The 16,595-nt window shown below is 64.7% G+C and carries 16 protein-coding genes and 6 pseudogenes; 15 read left to right on the top strand and 7 right to left on the bottom strand.

Going from position 1 to position 16,595, the window contains the following annotated elements:
- The first annotated feature begins 5 nt into the window (after nucleotides 1–5).
- The 3 genes and pseudogenes from NCS58_RS31950 to NCS58_RS31940 all read left to right on the top strand — a co-directional run.
- Nucleotides 6–902 (top strand): LysR family transcriptional regulator, encoded by an 897-nt coding sequence (locus NCS58_RS31950; RefSeq protein ID WP_250478456.1) that lies wholly within the window; start codon nucleotides 6–8, stop codon nucleotides 900–902.
- Nucleotides 865–1,650, top strand: coding sequence for an MFS transporter (locus NCS58_RS31945; RefSeq protein WP_284502489.1), 786 nt, complete (start codon nucleotides 865–867; stop codon nucleotides 1,648–1,650). Before NCS58_RS31950 ends, NCS58_RS31945 begins: the two co-directional genes overlap by 38 nt.
- Nucleotides 1,638–2,102 (top strand): annotated as a pseudogene (locus NCS58_RS31940) (molybdopterin-dependent oxidoreductase); the annotation flags it as partial. The gene NCS58_RS31945 and the pseudogene NCS58_RS31940, both read left to right, overlap by 13 nt.
- Here the strand turns inward: NCS58_RS31940 and NCS58_RS31935 are convergent.
- From NCS58_RS31935 to NCS58_RS31920, 4 genes and pseudogenes are all read right to left on the bottom strand, one after another.
- A pseudogene (locus tag NCS58_RS31935) lies at nucleotides 2,074–2,310 on the bottom strand (nitrate/nitrite transporter); the annotation flags it as partial. The pseudogenes NCS58_RS31940 and NCS58_RS31935 sit on opposite strands and share 29 nt — an antisense overlap.
- Nucleotides 2,311–2,312: 2 nt before the next feature.
- Nucleotides 2,313–2,657: pseudogene (locus tag NCS58_RS31930) on the bottom strand (MFS transporter); the annotation flags it as partial.
- Nucleotides 2,658–2,835: 178 nt separating this feature from the next.
- On the bottom strand, nucleotides 2,836–3,603 hold the full coding sequence (locus tag NCS58_RS31925; protein ID WP_250478455.1) for an SDR family NAD(P)-dependent oxidoreductase: 768 nt from the start codon (nucleotides 3,601–3,603) through the stop codon (nucleotides 2,836–2,838).
- A 205-nt stretch (nucleotides 3,604–3,808) separates the two neighbouring features.
- Nucleotides 3,809–4,723, bottom strand: coding sequence for a LysR family transcriptional regulator (locus NCS58_RS31920; protein ID WP_250478454.1), 915 nt, complete (start codon nucleotides 4,721–4,723; stop codon nucleotides 3,809–3,811).
- A gap of 80 nt (nucleotides 4,724–4,803) precedes the next feature.
- Here NCS58_RS31920 and NCS58_RS34575 point away from each other — a divergent pair.
- Nucleotides 4,804–4,914 (top strand): annotated as a pseudogene (locus tag NCS58_RS34575) (LysR family transcriptional regulator); the annotation flags it as partial.
- A 16-nt stretch (nucleotides 4,915–4,930) separates the two neighbouring features.
- Here the strand turns inward: NCS58_RS34575 and NCS58_RS31915 are convergent.
- Complete coding sequence (locus NCS58_RS31915; protein ID WP_061118525.1) at nucleotides 4,931–5,953, bottom strand: LLM class flavin-dependent oxidoreductase; 1,023 nt, start codon at nucleotides 5,951–5,953, stop codon at nucleotides 4,931–4,933.
- 102 nt (nucleotides 5,954–6,055) lie between these two features.
- Nucleotides 6,056–6,190: pseudogene (locus tag NCS58_RS31910) on the bottom strand (short-chain dehydrogenase/reductase); the annotation flags it as partial.
- 343 nt (nucleotides 6,191–6,533) lie between these two features.
- On the opposite strand from NCS58_RS31910, the gene mdcA reads away from it, so the two are divergent.
- Genes mdcA through mdcH form a run of 9 tightly spaced genes read left to right on the top strand, consistent with a single transcriptional unit; the run spans nucleotide 6,534 to nucleotide 13,912 of the window.
- Complete coding sequence (gene mdcA / locus NCS58_RS31905) at nucleotides 6,534–8,195, top strand: malonate decarboxylase subunit alpha (RefSeq protein WP_061118524.1); 1,662 nt, start codon at nucleotides 6,534–6,536, stop codon at nucleotides 8,193–8,195.
- On the top strand, nucleotides 8,195–9,085 hold the full coding sequence (locus NCS58_RS31900) for a triphosphoribosyl-dephospho-CoA synthase (RefSeq protein ID WP_250478453.1): 891 nt from the start codon (nucleotides 8,195–8,197) through the stop codon (nucleotides 9,083–9,085). Before mdcA ends, NCS58_RS31900 begins: the two co-directional genes overlap by 1 nt.
- Before the next feature lie 8 nt (nucleotides 9,086–9,093).
- A complete protein-coding gene (locus NCS58_RS31895) occupies nucleotides 9,094–9,402 on the top strand; it encodes a malonate decarboxylase subunit delta (RefSeq protein ID WP_061118522.1) in 309 nt (102 codons plus the stop codon).
- A gap of 5 nt (nucleotides 9,403–9,407) precedes the next feature.
- Nucleotides 9,408–10,259: a biotin-independent malonate decarboxylase subunit beta gene (locus tag NCS58_RS31890; RefSeq protein ID WP_061118568.1), complete on the top strand. Its 852-nt coding sequence runs from the start codon at nucleotides 9,408–9,410 to the stop codon at nucleotides 10,257–10,259.
- Nucleotides 10,256–11,071 carry a biotin-independent malonate decarboxylase subunit gamma gene (mdcE, locus tag NCS58_RS31885; protein ID WP_250478452.1) on the top strand — a complete coding sequence of 272 codons (816 nt, stop codon included), beginning with the start codon at nucleotides 10,256–10,258 and terminating at the stop codon, nucleotides 11,069–11,071. Before NCS58_RS31890 ends, mdcE begins: the two co-directional genes overlap by 4 nt.
- Before the next feature lie 58 nt (nucleotides 11,072–11,129).
- Nucleotides 11,130–11,525: a malonate transporter subunit MadL gene (gene madL, locus NCS58_RS31880; RefSeq protein WP_061118520.1), complete on the top strand. Its 396-nt coding sequence runs from the start codon at nucleotides 11,130–11,132 to the stop codon at nucleotides 11,523–11,525.
- A 14-nt stretch (nucleotides 11,526–11,539) separates the two neighbouring features.
- Nucleotides 11,540–12,307: a malonate transporter subunit MadM gene (gene madM / locus NCS58_RS31875; RefSeq protein ID WP_061118519.1), complete on the top strand. Its 768-nt coding sequence runs from the start codon at nucleotides 11,540–11,542 to the stop codon at nucleotides 12,305–12,307.
- 19 nt (nucleotides 12,308–12,326) lie between these two features.
- Complete coding sequence (locus NCS58_RS31870) at nucleotides 12,327–12,977, top strand: malonate decarboxylase holo-ACP synthase (protein ID WP_250478451.1); 651 nt, start codon at nucleotides 12,327–12,329, stop codon at nucleotides 12,975–12,977.
- Nucleotides 12,974–13,912 (top strand): malonate decarboxylase subunit epsilon, encoded by a 939-nt coding sequence (gene mdcH / locus NCS58_RS31865; protein WP_250478450.1) that lies wholly within the window; start codon nucleotides 12,974–12,976, stop codon nucleotides 13,910–13,912. Before NCS58_RS31870 ends, mdcH begins: the two co-directional genes overlap by 4 nt.
- A 4-nt stretch (nucleotides 13,913–13,916) precedes the next feature.
- On the opposite strand, the gene NCS58_RS31860 is transcribed toward mdcH, so the two are convergent.
- A complete protein-coding gene (locus tag NCS58_RS31860; RefSeq protein ID WP_061118516.1) occupies nucleotides 13,917–14,831 on the bottom strand; it encodes a LysR family transcriptional regulator in 915 nt (304 codons plus the stop codon).
- Between the two features lie 85 nt (nucleotides 14,832–14,916).
- Here NCS58_RS31860 and NCS58_RS31855 point away from each other — a divergent pair.
- Nucleotides 14,917–15,231: pseudogene (locus tag NCS58_RS31855) on the top strand (aldo/keto reductase); the annotation flags it as partial.
- Between the two features lie 62 nt (nucleotides 15,232–15,293).
- Nucleotides 15,294–16,301, top strand: a complete 1,008-nt coding sequence (locus NCS58_RS31850; protein ID WP_250478449.1) for a lyase — start codon at nucleotides 15,294–15,296, stop codon at nucleotides 16,299–16,301.
- The last annotated feature ends 294 nt before the right edge of the window (nucleotides 16,302–16,595 follow it).

Here is a 16,595-nt window from a genome sequence, read left to right as displayed (position 1 = left end):
AACGTATGGCAGACGACATCGGCTGGGAGCTCTACCGAACGTTCCTCGCAGTGCTGCGCGAAGGCTCGCTGTCGGGTGCAGCGCGGGCGCTCGGCATCACGCAGCCGACGGCGGGGCGCCACGTTGAAGCGCTCGAACGGGCGCTGAAGGTGAGCTTATTCACGCGCTCACAGAACGGGCTTCAGCCAACCGACGTTGGGCTTGCATTACAGTCGCACGCCGAAGCGATGCAGAGCACGGCGGCATCGCTCAAGCGCGCGGCGAGCGGCCACACGGGCGACGATGGCGCGGGCGTGCAGGGCGTCGTGCGCGTATCCACGAGCGAAGTGGTCGGGGTCGAAGTGCTGCCGCCGGTCATCGCGGCGTTGCGCGAGCGGCATCCGCGATTGATCGTCGAACTCGTGCTGTCGAACCGCGTGCAGGACTTGCTGAGGCGCGAAGTGGATATTGCCGTGCGCATGGTGCGTCCGCGTCAGACGCAACTCGTCGCGCGGCGCGTCGGCGTGATCGACGTCGGGCTTCACGCGCGGCGCGACTATCTCGACCGTCACGGCACGCCGCGCAGCATGGCGGCGCTCGCAGAGCACGCCGTCATCGGCTACGACCAGCCAAACGCGTTCATTCGCGATGTGAGTCGCACGTTGCCGGGTTTTCGTCACGCGATGTTTTCGATGCGCGCCGATAGCGATCTTGCGCAACTCGCACTCATCCGCGCGGGCGCGGGAATCGGCGGATGTCATGTCGCGATTGCGCGCCGTGATGGTCTCGTACGCGTGCTGTCGAAGGCGTTCGCGCTCCAACTCGAAACCTGGGTGACGATGCACGAGAATCTGCGCGCGAGCCCGCGCTGCCGCGTTACCTTCGATGCCCTCGCTGACGCGCTCGAACAGTACGCGCGATAACGCCGCGACTGCCGCTCGGCACGGTGCTGACTGCCTGCGCGCACGGCTTTGTCGACATCTGCTGTATCGCGCCGCGACCGGCATCGGCGAGGCAATGCAACTGTCGGTGATCATCGCAATCGGCACCCGCTACTTCACCCGCTTCCGGTCAACTGCGGTGGGCGCGGTGAACTTCTCGTTCGGCGTCGGCGCGATCGTCGGCCCTATCGCAGGCAGCGGCTTGCTTGCGATGCGGCATACTTGGCGGTTTCCCATGGTCGTATTCGGCCTCCTCTGGGTGGTCGCGATCGTGCTGCTCGCTGTGGCGGTGCGCCCATGGTTCAGCGAAGTCCGGGCCGCGGAAGCGAGCCGCAATAGCGCGCAGATTTCCGCGGCGCCGACGCTGCTCAACCGCAACACCGCTCTGTTGACGGTGCTCAGCCTGATCGGCAGCCTGATCATCTATGAGTATCTCGGCATGTACCCAACGTTCCTGCGCGAGCATCTGGCCTTCACGCCGGCCGTTACCGGACACGTGATGAGCGCCTACGGAATCGGTGTGTTCGCATCGATTGCTGGCGGCTGGATCGGCGACTCCCTGTCGGCTCGCAAAATGCTCTCGGTGAGCTTTCTGATTGCCGCCGTGCTCGGCTACGGGTTGTTCTACTCCGCCACCAGCGTGGCTGCACAGGAAGCGTTGTCGTTCGTGTGGGGGCTCGTCGTCAGCGGAACCATTTATGTGAACCTCGCCGGTTATCACAGCGCGTAAAGCATCCGATGATTCGCGGCCGACTCGTCGAAATGTGGCGCGAGGCGCGCAAGACGCTCGATCCGGTCGCGGCGTGGGCGTCGATCTGCGAAGACCCAAAGAAGGCGAAGCGCTACAAGAGCGTGCGCGGCCTCGGCGGTTTCGTGCGCGCGGACTGGGACACGGCGACCGAGATCATCGCGGCGGCGAATGCATATACCATCGGCAAGTACGGACCCGATCGCGTGATCGGCTTCTCGCCGATTCCGGCCATGTCGATGGTGTCCTACGCCGCCGGCGCGCGCTATCTGAGTCTGATCGGCGGTGCGTGTCTGTCGTTCTACGACTGGTATTGCGACTTGCCGCCTGCCTCGCCGCAAATCTGGGGCGAACAGACCGACGTACCCGAATCCGCCGACTGGTACAACTCCACGTACCTGATGGTGTGGGGCCCGACACTGCCGGCAACGCGGTGAGCCAGAACAACTGATCTTTCGTGAAGTGGAAGCCGCCTTTATCGAGACTGACGACCACCACGCTCCAGAGCGACCACACCGCGAAGGCCAGCGCGAGCGCGGGAATTGAAATCCAGAGATTGCGGCGGGCAACTGATTCTCCCGTCGCACGCCAGAAGACGGCGTTCTCGGGCTCCCATCGGGTGAGCAGGTATCTTGATGACATGGCTAGTGTTTGGGTTGAAACGTGAAATGCATGCTGATGAGACTGACGGCGGTGGCGCCGAACATCAGCATGAAACAGGTGGTGCGTACGCCCGTGAGATCGACGAGCACGCCGAAGAGGATCGGCAAAAGGAAGCCGGCGAGACCGCCCGCAAGGCCGACGATGCCCGACACCGCACCGATATTCGCGGAGAACTCATCCGAGACGAACTTGAATACCGACGCCTTGCCGATCGCCATGGCAACGCCGACAACGAACATCAGCGCCGTGTAGGCGACCGGCCCCGTCTCGATGCGAAACGTGCATGGACCGTCCTTCGCGTGGACGACGAAATCCGTGACCGGGTATCCGCCGTGAGGATGAGGCGGCGATGTGCCGCTAGTCAAAAAGGATTAGCGGCACCGCCGTGTACGACCGGGGCCGAGGTAGATGCGCATTGCCCATCAATGCCTTTGTCGCGCCGTTTAGCCGACGCTATCCGAAATGCACGCGGCATTCGAATAGCACTCGGCTTGGCGGCCCGGATCAGGCGATCCATCCACCGTCGACCGTCAGGCTCTCGCCGGTCGTATAGCCTGCTTCGGGGCTGGCGAGATAAGCTACGGCCGCCGCGATTTCTGCCGGTTTGCCGAAACGTCCCACGCTTGCGAGCTTCGTCATCGTTGCGTGGTCTTCCGTGCCGGGCTGGGGAGCAAGTTCTGTATCGATCGGGCCGGGCTGGACGGCATTCACGGTCACGCCGTATTTGCCGAGTTCGCGAGATAGCCCGCGAGTAAAGCCTCTGAGAGCGAACTTCGATGCTATGTAGAGCGTCACGCCAGGCAGGGGCGCGGCTTCGCCAAAGGCCGAGCCCACGTTGATAATGCGTCCCCATCCCGCCGCGACCATTCGCGCTGCCGCGTCTTTTGCCAGTTCGATCGGCGCACGCACGTTCAGGTTGAAGTGAGTGTCGTATGACGTCTCCGAAGAATCGAGAAATGGGCCGTACTCGACCGTGCCAGCGTTGTTAACAAGGATATCGAGCCGCCCCTCGAAGCGGCCGCCGAACGCGCCGTTCAGTGAGTCAGTAAGGCTCTTGACGCCTTCGGGCTGCGACAGGTTGGCGCCGACAGCCTCAGCCTCGCCACCGGCATCACGGATCTCCTTGACGACTGCTTCGGCCCGCGCCGGACTCGACGCATAGTGAACGATGACCGACGCGCCGTCGCGCGCAAGACGTGCGGCAATAGCTGCACCGATTCCTCGCGAAGCGCCAGTAACGAGGGCGAGTTTGCCTTTCAGAGCTTGAGTCATTTTTTCCTCAACAGGTAGGTTTCAAAGCGGTTCTCCGGCCCGGGTAGCCGGGGGGGACCGCTGCATCGGAGCCAATGTTTTCGTGCACCGGCTGATGCGTATCCTCCGCTCGGGTGGCATCGCGCGGTAGTCGCGCGTGAGGAATAGCTCCTATTCCTGCGACGAGGGGGCAGACCGAAGCAGTCAGCGCCCAGGTGCGAAGCGGCTAGGCGGTGAGGTCCTCGCTCGATTTGCGCTCATTGAGAAGGTGCTCGACAAAAGCGACGAAAGCACGCGCCTTCGTGGTTGCCATGCGGCCGGACGGAAAAACTGCCCACAGATCAATCGGCGGCAACGTCCAGTCAGTCAGGACGGCCTTGACTGTGCCGTTCGCGAGTTCGGGGGCGAACATCCATTCCGAAGCGACAGCAAGGCCCATGTGAGCGAGTACCGCCGAGCGCATGCCTTCAGCTGCGTTCACGCTTATTCGGCCAGACAGCGTCACGGTTGAGTCGGAGCCGTCACTGCGGCTGAACAACCACGATTCACCGCCGCCTCGGACGGAGTACACGACCGCTTGATGTCGGTTTAGCTCGACAGGTGTTTGCGGACATCCCGCTTCCGCGAAATATGACGGTGTGCCGACGACGAGCCGCCGCCCGGTGGCGATACGGCGCGCAGTCATGGTCGAATCGTCCAGGGTGCCCATACGCAATGAGACATCGACGCCCTCTTCAAGCAAATCGACGGACCGGTCATGAAGTACGATATCGATGCTCAGACTGGGGTGTTGATCCAGGAAGGACTTCAGTGCCGGCAAGACGTGCAACCGTGCGAAGGTGACGGCTGCGCCTATGCGCAGTCGGCCGGACAAGCCATCCGCCGATTCACGCACTGCTTGTTCGGCCAACTCCGCCTCGTCGATGGCTCTGAGTGCGTGATCGTAGAACCGCTGACCGGCATCCGTCGGCGCCAGGCCCCGTGTCGATCTTAATAACAGACGGGCGCCCAGACGTTCCTCCAACTGTGCGACTGCCTTTGAGACGGCTGGTTGGCCCAGCTTCAACCTGCGTGCGGCGGCAGAGAATGAACCCGCATCGACAACTGTTACGAAAGTCTCCAACGCCACCATGCGGTCCATGTGCATCCTCCTGGCAGGATATCAGCGCAAGTGCGCAGTGTAGCGAACGGACGACCTCACGAGACAAAGCACGCCTTAGCTGGCGCCGCCCCGAAATCTTTCCGACGCGGCGCTTCATGCCGTCGAAATTGAAGGCGTTTCTCGATGCGCTGAAAGCGTGGGAGGGACCGCTTTGGCTTCCGTTGCGCTGAAGCCCGAGCCGTCGCGCTAGCGCCAGCCGAGCGCGGGGGCGACGTGCGTGAGGATCGATTCGATCACGTGTGCGCAGTACTCCACGCCGAGTTGATTCGGCACGGTCAACAGTAGCGTGTCGGCTTCCGCAATGGCCTCGTCGGCTGCGAGTTGCCTGACGAGCGCGTCGGGCTCTGCCGCATAACTGCGGCCGAACACTGTCCGGATGTTGCCGTCCAGCAGGCCGATCGTGTCGTCGCTGTTCGCATCGCGTCCGAAGTACATGCGGTCGCGATCGTTCATCAGCGCGAAGATGCTGCGACTCACCGACACGCGCGGCACGCGTACGTGTCCGGCGTCCTTCCATGCCTGCCGATACGCGCGAATCTGCTCGGCCTGCTGAACATGGAGCGGACGGCCCGACTCGTCGTTCTTCAGTGTCGAGCATTGCAGGTTCATGCCCATACCGGCTGCCCAGACGGCGGTGGCATCCGATCCCGAGCCCCACCAGATGCGATCGCGCAACCCTTCGGAATGGGGCTCGACGCGTAGCAGGCCCGGCGGGTTCGCAAACATCGGTCGGGGATTTGGCTCAGCGAAACCTTCGCCGCGCAGCACTTCGTAGAACACTTCAGTGTGTCGACGGGCCAGATCGACGTGTGTCTCACCTTCGCCCGGCGCATAGCCGAAATAGCGCCAGCCGTCGATCACCTGTTCGCCCGAGCCGCGGCTGATGCCGAGTTGCAGGCGTCCACCGGCGATGAGGTCGGCCGCGCCCGCATCCTCGGCCATGTACAGCGGGTTCTCGTACCTCATGTCAATGACGGCCGTGCCGATCTCGATGCGGCTGGTTCTCGCACCCACAGCCGCCAGCAGCGGAAACGGCGACGCGAGCTGGCGCGCGAAATGATGCACGCGGAAAAACGCGCCATCCGCGCCGAGCTGCTCCGCGGCAACCGCGAGGTCGATGGATTGCAGCAGGACGTCGGAAGCAGAACGCGCAAGCGAATGGGACGAAGGAGACCAATGGCCAAACGATAGAAAACCGATTTTTTTCATGTCAGCGTTGCGCGCAAGCGTGAGAAGACAATGAGCGTATGTTGCCCGAGTCGGGCAGACGCCGCTTGCACGCGCGCTGTCTGCCCGTTCTTTCTTCGCGGATCAGGCCGGAAAGTCGGTGGATGCGGAAAGCGCCTTCCAGGTTTGCGTTGCGGCAGTCACGTGCGCATTCTTTTCCGCGAGCGCCTTGAGCGTGTCCGTGCCGAACGGCAAACGCAGCGGCGGCTTCATTCCATCCGTGCCCGTCTAATCAAAAGTCCCTGTCGCGCCGACATTCCTTACCACTTCGTTTCGAATCCATCACGAACGAACGGAATGCGATATAGGAGAGCGACTCGTCGACTTCCAATAGAAAAAATTCTGGATCTCGGTCGCTTGTCCAATCCCCCGCTGATTGCGACCTGCTGTGACGAGGGAAAACCCTCAGCGTCGAACTTCCACCCCACAGCTCCGTCGGGCGCGGCACACGGGATGCGCCCCGACCGATCGTTACCCTCGTGATAACGAACGCATTCTGAAGCTGATTGAAACCACTTCGTCCGCTCCCTAGACTTGCCTCATGTCCTGAGCGAGAGTCCACATGTCCATTCAAAGTCAGAGCCAATCCCGCTGGGCCACGCGCCGCGCGGAAAAACATCGCCGGCTTGCGCGGGTTGCATCGATCGCGGATGGCATGGTGCTGCCCACCGGGCGCATCGTCGATGTCCTGCAAGCGCTCGTCGCACCTGGCGACCGCGTCGTCGTCGAGGGGAACAACCAGAAGCAGGCGGATTTCCTGTCGCGTTCGCTTGCGAAGGTCGATCCGGACATCGTCCACGACCTGCATCTCATCATTCCGAGCGTGAGCCGCGCCGAACATCTCGATCTCTTCGAGCGCGGCATCGCAAGGAAACTCGACTTCGCCTATGCCGGCGCGCAAAGTCTGCGCATCTCGCAGTTCCTGCAGGACGGCATCCTGGAGATCGGCGCGATTCACACCTACATCGAGCTGTATGCGCGGCTCTATGTGGACCTGACGCCGAACGTCGTGCTGTGCGCGGGCTACAAGGCCGATCGCGCAGGCAATCTCTATACGGGTCCGAGCACGGAGGACACGCCCTCGCTCGTCGAAGCCGCGGCGTTTCGCGACGGCATCGTGATCGCGCAGGTCAACGAGATCGTCGACGATCCGAAGGACCTGCCGCGCGTCGATATCCCCGGCTCGTGGATCGATTTCGTGGTGCAGGCCGACAAGCCTTTCTTCATCGAGCCGCTCTTTACGCGCGATCCACGTCTCATCACGCCGATCCAGGTGCTGATGGCGATGATGGCGATTCGCGGCATCTACGAGCGGCATCAGGTGCAGTCGCTCAATCATGGCATCGGCTTCAACACCGCGGCAATCGAACTGATCCTGCCGACCTACGGCGAAAGGCTCGGCCTCAAGGGCAAGATCTGTCGCCACTGGACGCTGAATCCTCATCCGACGCTGATCCCGGCGATCGAAACCGGCTGGGTCGAGAGCGTGCACTGCTTCGGCGGCGAACTCGGCATGGAAGCGTATGTCGCGCAACGGCCCGACATCTTCTTCACCGGCCGCGACGGCTCGATGCGCTCCAATCGCACGATGTGCCAGCTCGCCGGGCAATACGCGGTGGACATGTTCATCGGCTCGACGCTGCAGATGGACGGCGCTGGCAATTCGTCGACGGTCACGCATGGGCGGCTCACCGGCTTCGGCGGCGCGCCGAACATGGGCCACGATCCGCACGGCCGGCGCCACGCGACGCCCGCATGGCTCGATCTCCTGCAAACGGATAGCCCCCTCGAACGCGGCCGCAAGCTCGTCGTGCAAATGGTCGAGACGTTCCAGGCGGGCGGCCAGCCGACCATCGTCGAATCGATCGATGCCGTCGAGGTGGGCCGCGAGTCCGGCATGCCGCTCGCACCGGTCATGATCTATGGCGACGACGTCACGCACGTGCTGACCGAGGAAGGCATCGCATATCTCTACAAGGCGCGCTCGCTCGAACATCGCAAGGAGATGATCGCCGCCGTCGCGGGGGTCACGCCGATCGGTCTCAAGAGCGACGCAGGCAAGCTTGCGGCGCTGCGCCGCGACGGCTTCGTCGCGCTGCCCGAGGACCTCGGCGTCCATCGCAGCGAGGCGAGCCGGTCGCTGCTCGCCGCGAAAAGCATGGCCGATATCGTCGACTGGTCGGACGGGCTGTACGAACCGCCCGCACGCTTTCGGAGCTGGTAATGCGCGAGAACCTCGCTATGAATGCGGCGCGGCCGCTGCGCCACGCACCGGATCTGGCCGAGCGTTTCGGCGCGCATGTGGTGGAAGCGCTGATCGATGAAGTCACGCTCGCGCCGAAACCCGGCCTCGTCGATATCCGCAGCCGCGGCGCGCATCGCGATCTCGACTGGAGGCTGATGTGCGTATCGGCGCTCGCATTGCAGCCGACGTTCGTCGAGCTGGCGCGAGCCGGCTTCGAAATCGAGCCGATGCTCGCGCTGCGCGAGCGCATCGGCGCAATCGGACGCGACGGCGAAGCGCGCATGCTCGGCGCGACTGGCGGGGTGAACACGCATCGCGGCGCGATCTGGGCGCTCGGGCTGCTCGTGACCGCAGCGGCACGCGCACCTTTGGAACTTGCACCGCGAGCCGTCGCGTTGCGTGCCGGGTCCATCGCTCGCGTGCAGGACCGCCACGCCCCGGCGATCACCGGCAACAAGGGCGAGCAGGCGTGCCTCGACTACCACGTCGGCGGCGCGCGCGCACAGGCGCAGGCCGGCTTCCCGCATGTCGTGGATATCGCGCTGCCGGAGCTCATGCGTTCGCGCTCGCGTGGCGACAGCGAAACGGCTGCGCGCCTCAACGCATTGCTCGCCGTGATGGCAACGCTCGATGACACCTGCGTGCTCGCGCGCGGCGGCCCTGACGCGCTCGCCGAAATGCAGCACGGCGCGCGGTGCGTGCTCGAACGAGGCGGCGCCGCCGCGCTCGCGGGGCGCCGCGAACTGAAGACCCTCGACCGGCGTCTCGTCGAACTGCACGTATCGCCCGGCGGCGCCGCCGATCTGCTCGCCGCAGCCATCTTTCTCGACCGGCTTCGAGGCGAAGCCAATCATCCGTCGAACGCATAGGAACACACATGGAAACCATCGTCCTCGAATTCCCGGCGGGGCAGCCCGCGCAAGGCCGCGCGCTCGTGGGGGTCGTCGCTTCGGGAGACCTCGAAGTGCTGCTCGAAGCGAACGCGGCGAATCGCACCGTCGTGAACATCACGACCTCCGTCGACGGAAAAGGCCGCCTCTGGCAAGCCGTGCTCGAACGCATCTTCGGCGACGGATCGCTGCCCGCCGCGAAACTCGAGATCAACGACTCGGGCGCGACGCCGGGCGTCGTGCAGATGCGCATCGGGCAAGTCTTCGAACAACTGAAATCAACCGGCGGAGCGTGAACATCATGGATACACGGCAACTGCTCGAACGCCAGAGCTTCATCGAGCTCGATGCGCGCAGCCGCGCAAAAAGACTCCTCGACAAAGGCACGTTCAGCGAACTGCTCGACCCGTTCCAGCGCGTCACGTCGCCGTGGCTCATGCGCCAGGGCATCGTCACGCAGGCCGACGACGGCATGGTGGTCGCCCGGGGCACTATCGACGGAGAGCCCGCCGTCGTGCTCGGCATCGACGGCGGATTCCAGGGCGGCAGCATGGGCGAGGTGTCGGCGGCGAAGATCGCGGGCAGCCTCGAACTCGCGGCCGAGGACAACCGCAACGGCATTCCGACGCGCGCGGTCATCCTCTTCGAAACGGGCGGTGTGCGCCTGCAGGAAGCCAATCTCGGGCTCGCGGCGATCGCGGAGATTCACGCGGGCATCGTCGACTTGCGGCGCTACCAGCCGGTGATCGGCATCACGGCCGGACCGATCGGCTGCTACGGCGGCATGTCTATCGCGGCAGGCCTGTGCAGCTATCTCATCGGCACGCGCGAAGCGCGCCTCGGCCTCAACGGGCCTGCTGTCATCGAGCAGGAAGCGGGCATCGCCGAATTCGATTCGCGCGACCGTCCGATGATCTGGAGCTTCACCGGTTGCGAGCAACGGCATCGCACGGGACTCGTCGATGACTACGTCGCCGACGACGCCGATGCGATGCGCGCGGCCGTCATCGACCTGTTTCGCGCGGGCCGGCCCGAGGCATGCCGCAGCGAACGCGTCGCGGGTTTCCTGGCGCGGCTTTCCGAGGTCGATCCGGGCGTGCAGGCCACGCCCGAACAGGTAGCCGCCATCTACGGCAAGGGGTTTCAGTCATGAGCACACAAGAGCTTTCGAAGCGCGGCGCGGTCTGGCTCGACGCGCTCACGTACAGCGCGCCGTTGCAGCCCGGCTATCCGCCGTCCGTGCGTGTCGCCGATGCGCGGCTGGGCGAGCATCGCGCACGCTTTATCGCCGTGGTGCCCGATCCGGACAACCCGTTCCCGCGCGCGCGCGGCGGCGAGGTCGGGCTTGTCGAGGCGTGGGAACTTGCGCGGGCGGTGCGCGAAGTCATTGCGGCCGACAAGGAGCGCGACGAGAAGCGCGTAATCGTCGCGGTCATCGATGTCGCGAGTCAGGCGTACGGACGGCGCGAAGAAGCGTATGGCATCCACCAGGCGCTCGCCGGTGCCGCGGATGCTTACGCCAGCGCACGGCTCGCGGGTCATCCGGTGATCGGGCTGATCGTCGGGCGCGCGATGTCCGGGGCGTTTCTCGCGCACGGCTATCAGGCGAACCGGCTGATCGCGCTCGCCGATTCGCAGGTCATGGTTCATGCGATGGGCAAGGAATCGGCCGCGCGGGTCACGCTGCGCTCGGTCGCGGATCTCGAAGCCTTCACGGCGCGCGTGCCGCCGATGGCCTACGACATCGACAACTATGCGTCGCTCGGGCTGCTGTGGAAGCTCCTCAGCGTGAGCGATGCCGATGCGCCGACCCGCGCCGATCAGACGGCCGTCGAGACGTCCCTGCAAGCCGCCTTCGACGACATTCGCCGCGACCCTTCGCGCGGGCTGGAAAGCCGGCTCGGCAGCGAACACCGCGCGGCCTCCGCGACCGTGCGGCGCAAGTTGCGGGAGCAGTGGCGCTAGAACCGGCCCTTCGCAGCGGCTCGCTAGAAGCCAATAAATTTATTAACGGAGACACGAAATGATCATCTACGGAACCGCCCTTCTGGCGTTCTGCCACCTCGCAGGACTATTTCTCGGCGATCTGCTCGGCGTTGCCATCGGCGTGAAGACCAACGTCGGCGGCGTCGGCATCGCAATGTTGCTGCTGATTTTCCTGCGCCTCTATCTGCACAAGAAGGGCTGGCTGCCGAAGGAGACCGAAGCGGGCGTGGGCTTCTGGGGCGCGATGTACATCCCCGTCGTCGTCGCGATGGCGGCCAACCAGAACGTTGTCGCCGCGCTCAAGGGCGGTCCCGTCGCGCTGCTGTCGGCGTTGGGCGCTGCCGCTGTCTGCGCGGGCTGCATCGCCGTCCTTTCCCGCACCGGTCACGACAGCACGTCGTTCGTGAACGCCCCGCACCTCGAAGAAATCTGAAGCAGGAGACCGCCATGCTGCATATGCTCGACAAGATTCTGATCCAGAACGGCCTCGTCACCGCGTTCTTCCTCGTGGGCCTCATCATGTGGGTGTCGTCGGTGATTTCGCGCAAGCTGACCTTCGGGCGCGTGCACGGCTCGGCGATCGCGATCGTCATCGGCCTCGTGCTTGCCTACCTCGGCGGCGCGTTCACCGGAGGACAAAAAGGTCTCGCGGACCTGCCGCTGTTTACCGGCGTCGGTCTGATGGGCGGTGCGATGCTGCGCGACTTCGCCATCGTCGCGACCGCGTTCGAAGTGCAGGCGACCGAAGCCCGCAAGGCGGGACTGATCGGCGTGGTCTCGCTGCTGCTCGGGACAGTGCTGCCGTTCATCGTCGGCGCGAGCATCGCGCATGCGTTCGGCTACACGGACGCGGTCAGCATGACGACCATCGGTGCGGGCGCGGTCACGTATATCGTGGGTCCCGTGACGGGCGCGGCGATCGGCGCGAGCTCGGATGTGATCGCGCTCAGCATCGCGACGGGTCTCATCAAGGCGATCATCGTGATGATCGGCACGCCGATCGCGGCAGGCTTCATGGGGTTGAAGACGCCACGGTCCGCGATGATCTTCGGCGGGCTGGCCGGCACGGTGAGCGGCGTCAGCGCGGGGCTGGCCGCAACCGACCGGCGGCTCGTTCCCTACGGCGCGCTGATCGCGACCTTCCATACGGGCGTCGGCTGCCTGCTCGGGCCCTCGCTGCTTTTCTTTGCGACCAAGGCGCTGATGGGCGCGTGATGCGTCCGAGAGAACCATCGTGTCCATCACCGAAGAAATCATCCGCCCGCACGACCTCCTGTGGATTGCAACGCCGCAAGACATCCGGCCGATTTCGGACGTGCCTGCATGGGCTTCGCCCGAGTGGCTGTCGGTCGCGCCGGTCGTCGTGCGGCGCGAGGCGGTCGCGGAACATGGCCTCGTGCCGGTGGGGATTCGAGGGCGCACGCGCGGCGAGCGCTTCGCGGCGTTCGTGGCCCGCGAGCGCATCGTGCGGCGCGTGACACCCGAGGCGCTCGCCCGGGGGCGCGGCTGGCGGGCACACGTCGCGCTCGCGAACCTGCCCTGCATTCGCGCACTCGATCGCATCGCGCCCGAACTCGACCGGCTCGCGTTGACCTGGGGCGTTGCCGGCAGCGTCGGCTTTGCGCTGGCAAGCGGCGTGAGCACGCTCCGGGAGGACAGCGACCTCGACCTTCTGGTGCGTGCGGAGCGGCCGTTGCCGCGAGAGGAAGCGCGGGCGCTGCTGTCGCTGCTGCGAGCCGCGCCCGCGCGCATCGACATGCAAGTGGATAACGGCCACGGCGGTTTCGCTCTGGCGGAGTGGGCCGGCCGGGCCGACCGCGTGCTGCTGAAGACAGGGCGCGGTCCCGTGCTCGTAGCCGATCCCTGGGCGCCCGACGCATCATGAGCGTGCTATTCACGTTTCCCGGTCAGGGCTCGCAGCGCGCCGGCATGCTGCATGCGTTGCCGGCGCACACCGAAGTCGCCCGCACGCTCGAAGAAGCCAGCGACGTGCTCGGCTACGACGTGAAGTGCATCGACGACGCGGCAGCGCTTCGCTCCACCGTCGCCGTGCAGCTTTGTCTGCTGATCGCGGGCGTCGCTCAGGCGCGCGTCATTCGGGCCCGCGGCCACGAGCCCGACATGGTGTCGGGACTTTCGGTCGGCGCGTATCCCGCCGCCGTGATCGCCGGCGCCCTCGCCTACGCCGATGCCACCAGGCTTGTCGCCTTGCGCGGCCAGTTGATGGAGCGCGCCTATCCGGGCGGCTACGGCATGACTGCGATCATCGGCATGACGCAACGGGCGCTCGAACGGCTGATCGCGCAAGTGAATAGCGACACCGAGCCCGTCTTTCTTGCGAACATCAACACGGAAACGCAGATGGTGGTCTCGGGCAGCGATGCCGGGATGCAACGTTTGTCCACGCTCGCAATCGAACACGGCGCGCAACGTTGCGAGCGTCTCGATGTCGCGGTGCCATCGCATTGCGCCCTGCTCGACGCACCCGCGGCCTCCCTCGCCGATGCATTCGCAGACGTCCACGTACGTGCGCCGGGTATCGCGTATCTGAGCAGCAGCGCCGCCCGGCCGCTGTTCGACGGTGCGCGCATCGCCGCCGATCTTGCCGGCAATATGGCGCGGCCGGTGCGCTGGCACGACACGATGAGACTTGCGTGGGAGCGCGGCGCGCGCCTCGCGATCGAGATGCCGCCCGCAAATGTCCTGACGCGCATGGCCAGCCCGATTTTCACGGAGGGCGTCGCGGTGAGTTGCAGCGAGACCTCGCTGCCGGACCTCGGCGCGCTCGTCGAACGCGAACGCAGACGCGACGAACGGTGAAGCGTCAGCCAGCGCTTCTTGTGCGCAAGCGGCAGACGGCCATCAGCGCGAGCAGGTTCGGGTCGCGCTCACGCGCGCGCAGGAAGCTCACGCCGATAGTCTGGCGCATCAGGTATTGCGGCTTGAGCGGAATGAATTGCACCTTGTCGCCGAAGACCCCGCGCACGCGCCCGGGCAGAAGCGTGTAGCCGACACCGCCGCTCACCAGGTTCATCAGCGAGAAGATATCGCCGGTTCGCATCGTCACGTTCGGCGTGAAGTCAGCGACGCGAAATGCCTCCACGAAGCCGTGATAGGTCGCAAAGCCCTCGCCGAGCGAAACGAATGCCTCGTCGCGGCAGTCCCGCAGGTCGACCGCCTCCTGGTTTGCGTAGGCGGAACCCGCCGGTGCGGCGAAAAAGATGTCGTCTTCGAAAAGGGGGATGGATTCGACCTCGGGTTCGGCATCCGGCACCGCCATCAGCGCCGCATCGATTTCGCCCCGCTTCAGTTTGTCGAGCAGTTCCACATTCGGACCGAGCACCAGTTCGACGTGGAGTGTCGGCCGGCGCACCTTGATATCGACGACGATGCCGGGCACGGTTTTGATGGTCAGCGAATACAGCGAGCCGATCTTGAGCCGGTCTGACGAATAACCCGCGGCCTCGCGTGTCGCACGAATGCCTTCGGACATCAGCGTCAGCACCTCCTGCGCCACGTCGGCGAGCATCTGCGCCGCTTCGGTCGACTTGAGATTGCGGCCCTCGTGGCGGAACAGCGCGCATCGCACGCCTTGCTCGAGCGAGTGCAGCGCGCGGTGCACGCTGACGGTGCTCACGTTCAGCGCTTCGGCCGCCTTCGCCAGATTGCCCGTCTCCATGAATGCGAGCAGGACTTCGAGCTTGCGGAAGGTTATTTCGTCGTCGATTCGGTCGCGCATCGTCGGTCATGGAACGGTCGAGGTTGTCGATTATCGCCCCGCGAGTGCGGCGAACGAATAGCGTTTATCCCTCAATCCGCTTCTACACTTCGAATACCAGAAGGCATCGCCCGAGATCCTCGAGAAGGTCGCGCGTATCAAGGCAATCGCCGATCGCCACAACGTGAGTGTCAAGGCCGCGGCGCTGCAATTCGTGCTTGCGAATCCGGTCGTCGCGGCAGTGATTCCGGGCGCAAGCAAGCCCGAACGCATTGCGGAAGATCATGCTGCCGTCAAGGAAGCGATTCCGGCGGCGGGCGTTCGCCTGGGAGATCCCCACCTGAAAGTCCGTGTAGTCCATCGTTTCGCCGCAGTGTCAAAGGAACCGCTAGGCGCGGCGCTGAACTACATACTCGAGTAAGTGACACAATAGGCCGCAGGCGTGACCTCGAGTCAACTCCCAACGTGGAGGCAACGGCAACTATGGACGGAAGCATCACATCCCGGGTCATCCGGTATTTCACGCCGGCTCTCGTTGTCGCGATATTCGCATTGGGTTCGGCACACGCCCAGTCCCCATCGTTCGATTCGTTCGCCGTTCCCGCCGGCAGCGCACCGCACGACGTCGCTCCGTCTCCCGACGGCACCGTCTGGTACACCGCGCAGGCGCAAGGCGCAGTCGGACGGCTGGACCCGCGTAACGGCAAGACCGATCGGGTCCTGCTCGGCAACGGGTCGGCACCGCACGGCGTGATCATCGGTCCGGATCGGGCGGCATGGATCACGGACGGCGGCCTCAATGCAATCGTGCGCGTCGACGCCGGGACACTCGCCGTCACGCACTTTCCATTGCCCAAGGACCGACAGAACGCGAACCTCAACACGGCGGTTTTCGACAAGCGAGGCCATCTCTGGTTTACCGGGCAACGTGGTATCTACGGTGAGCTTGATCCGGCAAGCAAGAGGATGCGTGTGTTCGACGCTCCGCGCGGACCTGGGGCCTACGGAATCTGCGTCACGCCCGACGGGAGCTTATATTTCGCATCCCTTGCCGGCAGCTACCTTGGCCGCATCGATCCGGTGAGCGGCGCGGCGAAGGTCATCGAACCGCCGACACCGGACCAGGGCGCGCGCAGAGCGTGGTCCGATTCGCGGGGACGCGTCTGGATCAGCGAGTGGAATGCAGGAAAGGTCGGTATGTTCGACCCAGCAACGAATCAATGGCGCGAGTGGGGTCTGCCGGGCGCAAGTCCGCATGCTTACGCGATATTCGTCGATGACCGTGACATCGTCTGGCTTAGCGAGTGGAGCGCCAACGCGTTAGTCCGCTTCGACCCGCGCACGGAGCGTTTCGAGACGTTCGCGCTGCCGCGGGCGCACGCGAACGTGCGTCAGATGATGGGTCGCCCAGGAGAAGTCTGGTTGTCCGAATCCGGCACCGATCATCTGCTGCGCTACCGGTCCGGCTCATCGAATGCCGGCGGTAACTGACGGCACTTGATCTGCGTGATGCCCGGCGCTTCCTGCAAGGCGCGCACTTTCCGTTATCTTCACCAGGCGTTCCAATGACAGACGACTCCGATCACGATTCTTGCCCCGATCCCGACAAACTGACGGGTCCTGGTGGCATGACGATGCGCCAGGTCTACGAAAAGGTGCAGCAGTCAGTACAGCGAGACCAGGAGGCACAGGCTGCGCACAAGTCAACCTCGCAAACGAACCGATGGCGACGGTGGGTGCGTTACGTCTGGGGCCGTTCCGGACGGCGCTAGTCGCGTCATTCAT

Source organism: Caballeronia sp. INML3B (assembly GCF_023631305.1).
Lineage (GTDB): Bacteria > Pseudomonadota > Gammaproteobacteria > Burkholderiales > Burkholderiaceae > Caballeronia > Caballeronia turbans.
This window is presented reverse-complemented; position numbering and strand designations above follow the sequence as displayed.

Bases quoted from the DNA above. Each gene is read 5' to 3' on its own strand.
- NCS58_RS31950 (WP_250478456.1), top strand. From the start codon at position 6: ATGGCAGACGACATCGGCTGGGAGCTCTACCGAACGTTCCTCGCAGTG.
- NCS58_RS31945 (WP_284502489.1), top strand. From the start codon at position 865: ATGCCCTCGCTGACGCGCTCGAACAGTACGCGCGATAACGCCGCGACT.
- NCS58_RS31925 (WP_250478455.1), bottom strand. From the start codon at position 3,603: ATGACTCAAGCTCTGAAAGGCAAACTCGCCCTCGTTACTGGCGCTTCG.
- NCS58_RS31920 (WP_250478454.1), bottom strand. From the start codon at position 4,723: ATGGACCGCATGGTGGCGTTGGAGACTTTCGTAACAGTTGTCGATGCG.
- NCS58_RS31915 (WP_061118525.1), bottom strand. From the start codon at position 5,953: ATGAAAAAAATCGGTTTTCTATCGTTTGGCCATTGGTCTCCTTCGTCC.
- mdcA (WP_061118524.1), top strand. From the start codon at position 6,534: ATGTCCATTCAAAGTCAGAGCCAATCCCGCTGGGCCACGCGCCGCGCG.
- NCS58_RS31900 (WP_250478453.1), top strand. From the start codon at position 8,195: ATGCGCGAGAACCTCGCTATGAATGCGGCGCGGCCGCTGCGCCACGCA.
- NCS58_RS31895 (WP_061118522.1), top strand. From the start codon at position 9,094: ATGGAAACCATCGTCCTCGAATTCCCGGCGGGGCAGCCCGCGCAAGGC.
- NCS58_RS31890 (WP_061118568.1), top strand. From the start codon at position 9,408: ATGGATACACGGCAACTGCTCGAACGCCAGAGCTTCATCGAGCTCGAT.
- mdcE (WP_250478452.1), top strand. From the start codon at position 10,256: ATGAGCACACAAGAGCTTTCGAAGCGCGGCGCGGTCTGGCTCGACGCG.
- madL (WP_061118520.1), top strand. From the start codon at position 11,130: ATGATCATCTACGGAACCGCCCTTCTGGCGTTCTGCCACCTCGCAGGA.
- madM (WP_061118519.1), top strand. From the start codon at position 11,540: ATGCTGCATATGCTCGACAAGATTCTGATCCAGAACGGCCTCGTCACC.
- mdcH (WP_250478450.1), top strand. From the start codon at position 12,974: ATGAGCGTGCTATTCACGTTTCCCGGTCAGGGCTCGCAGCGCGCCGGC.
- NCS58_RS31860 (WP_061118516.1), bottom strand. From the start codon at position 14,831: ATGCGCGACCGAATCGACGACGAAATAACCTTCCGCAAGCTCGAAGTC.
- NCS58_RS31850 (WP_250478449.1), top strand. From the start codon at position 15,294: ATGGACGGAAGCATCACATCCCGGGTCATCCGGTATTTCACGCCGGCT.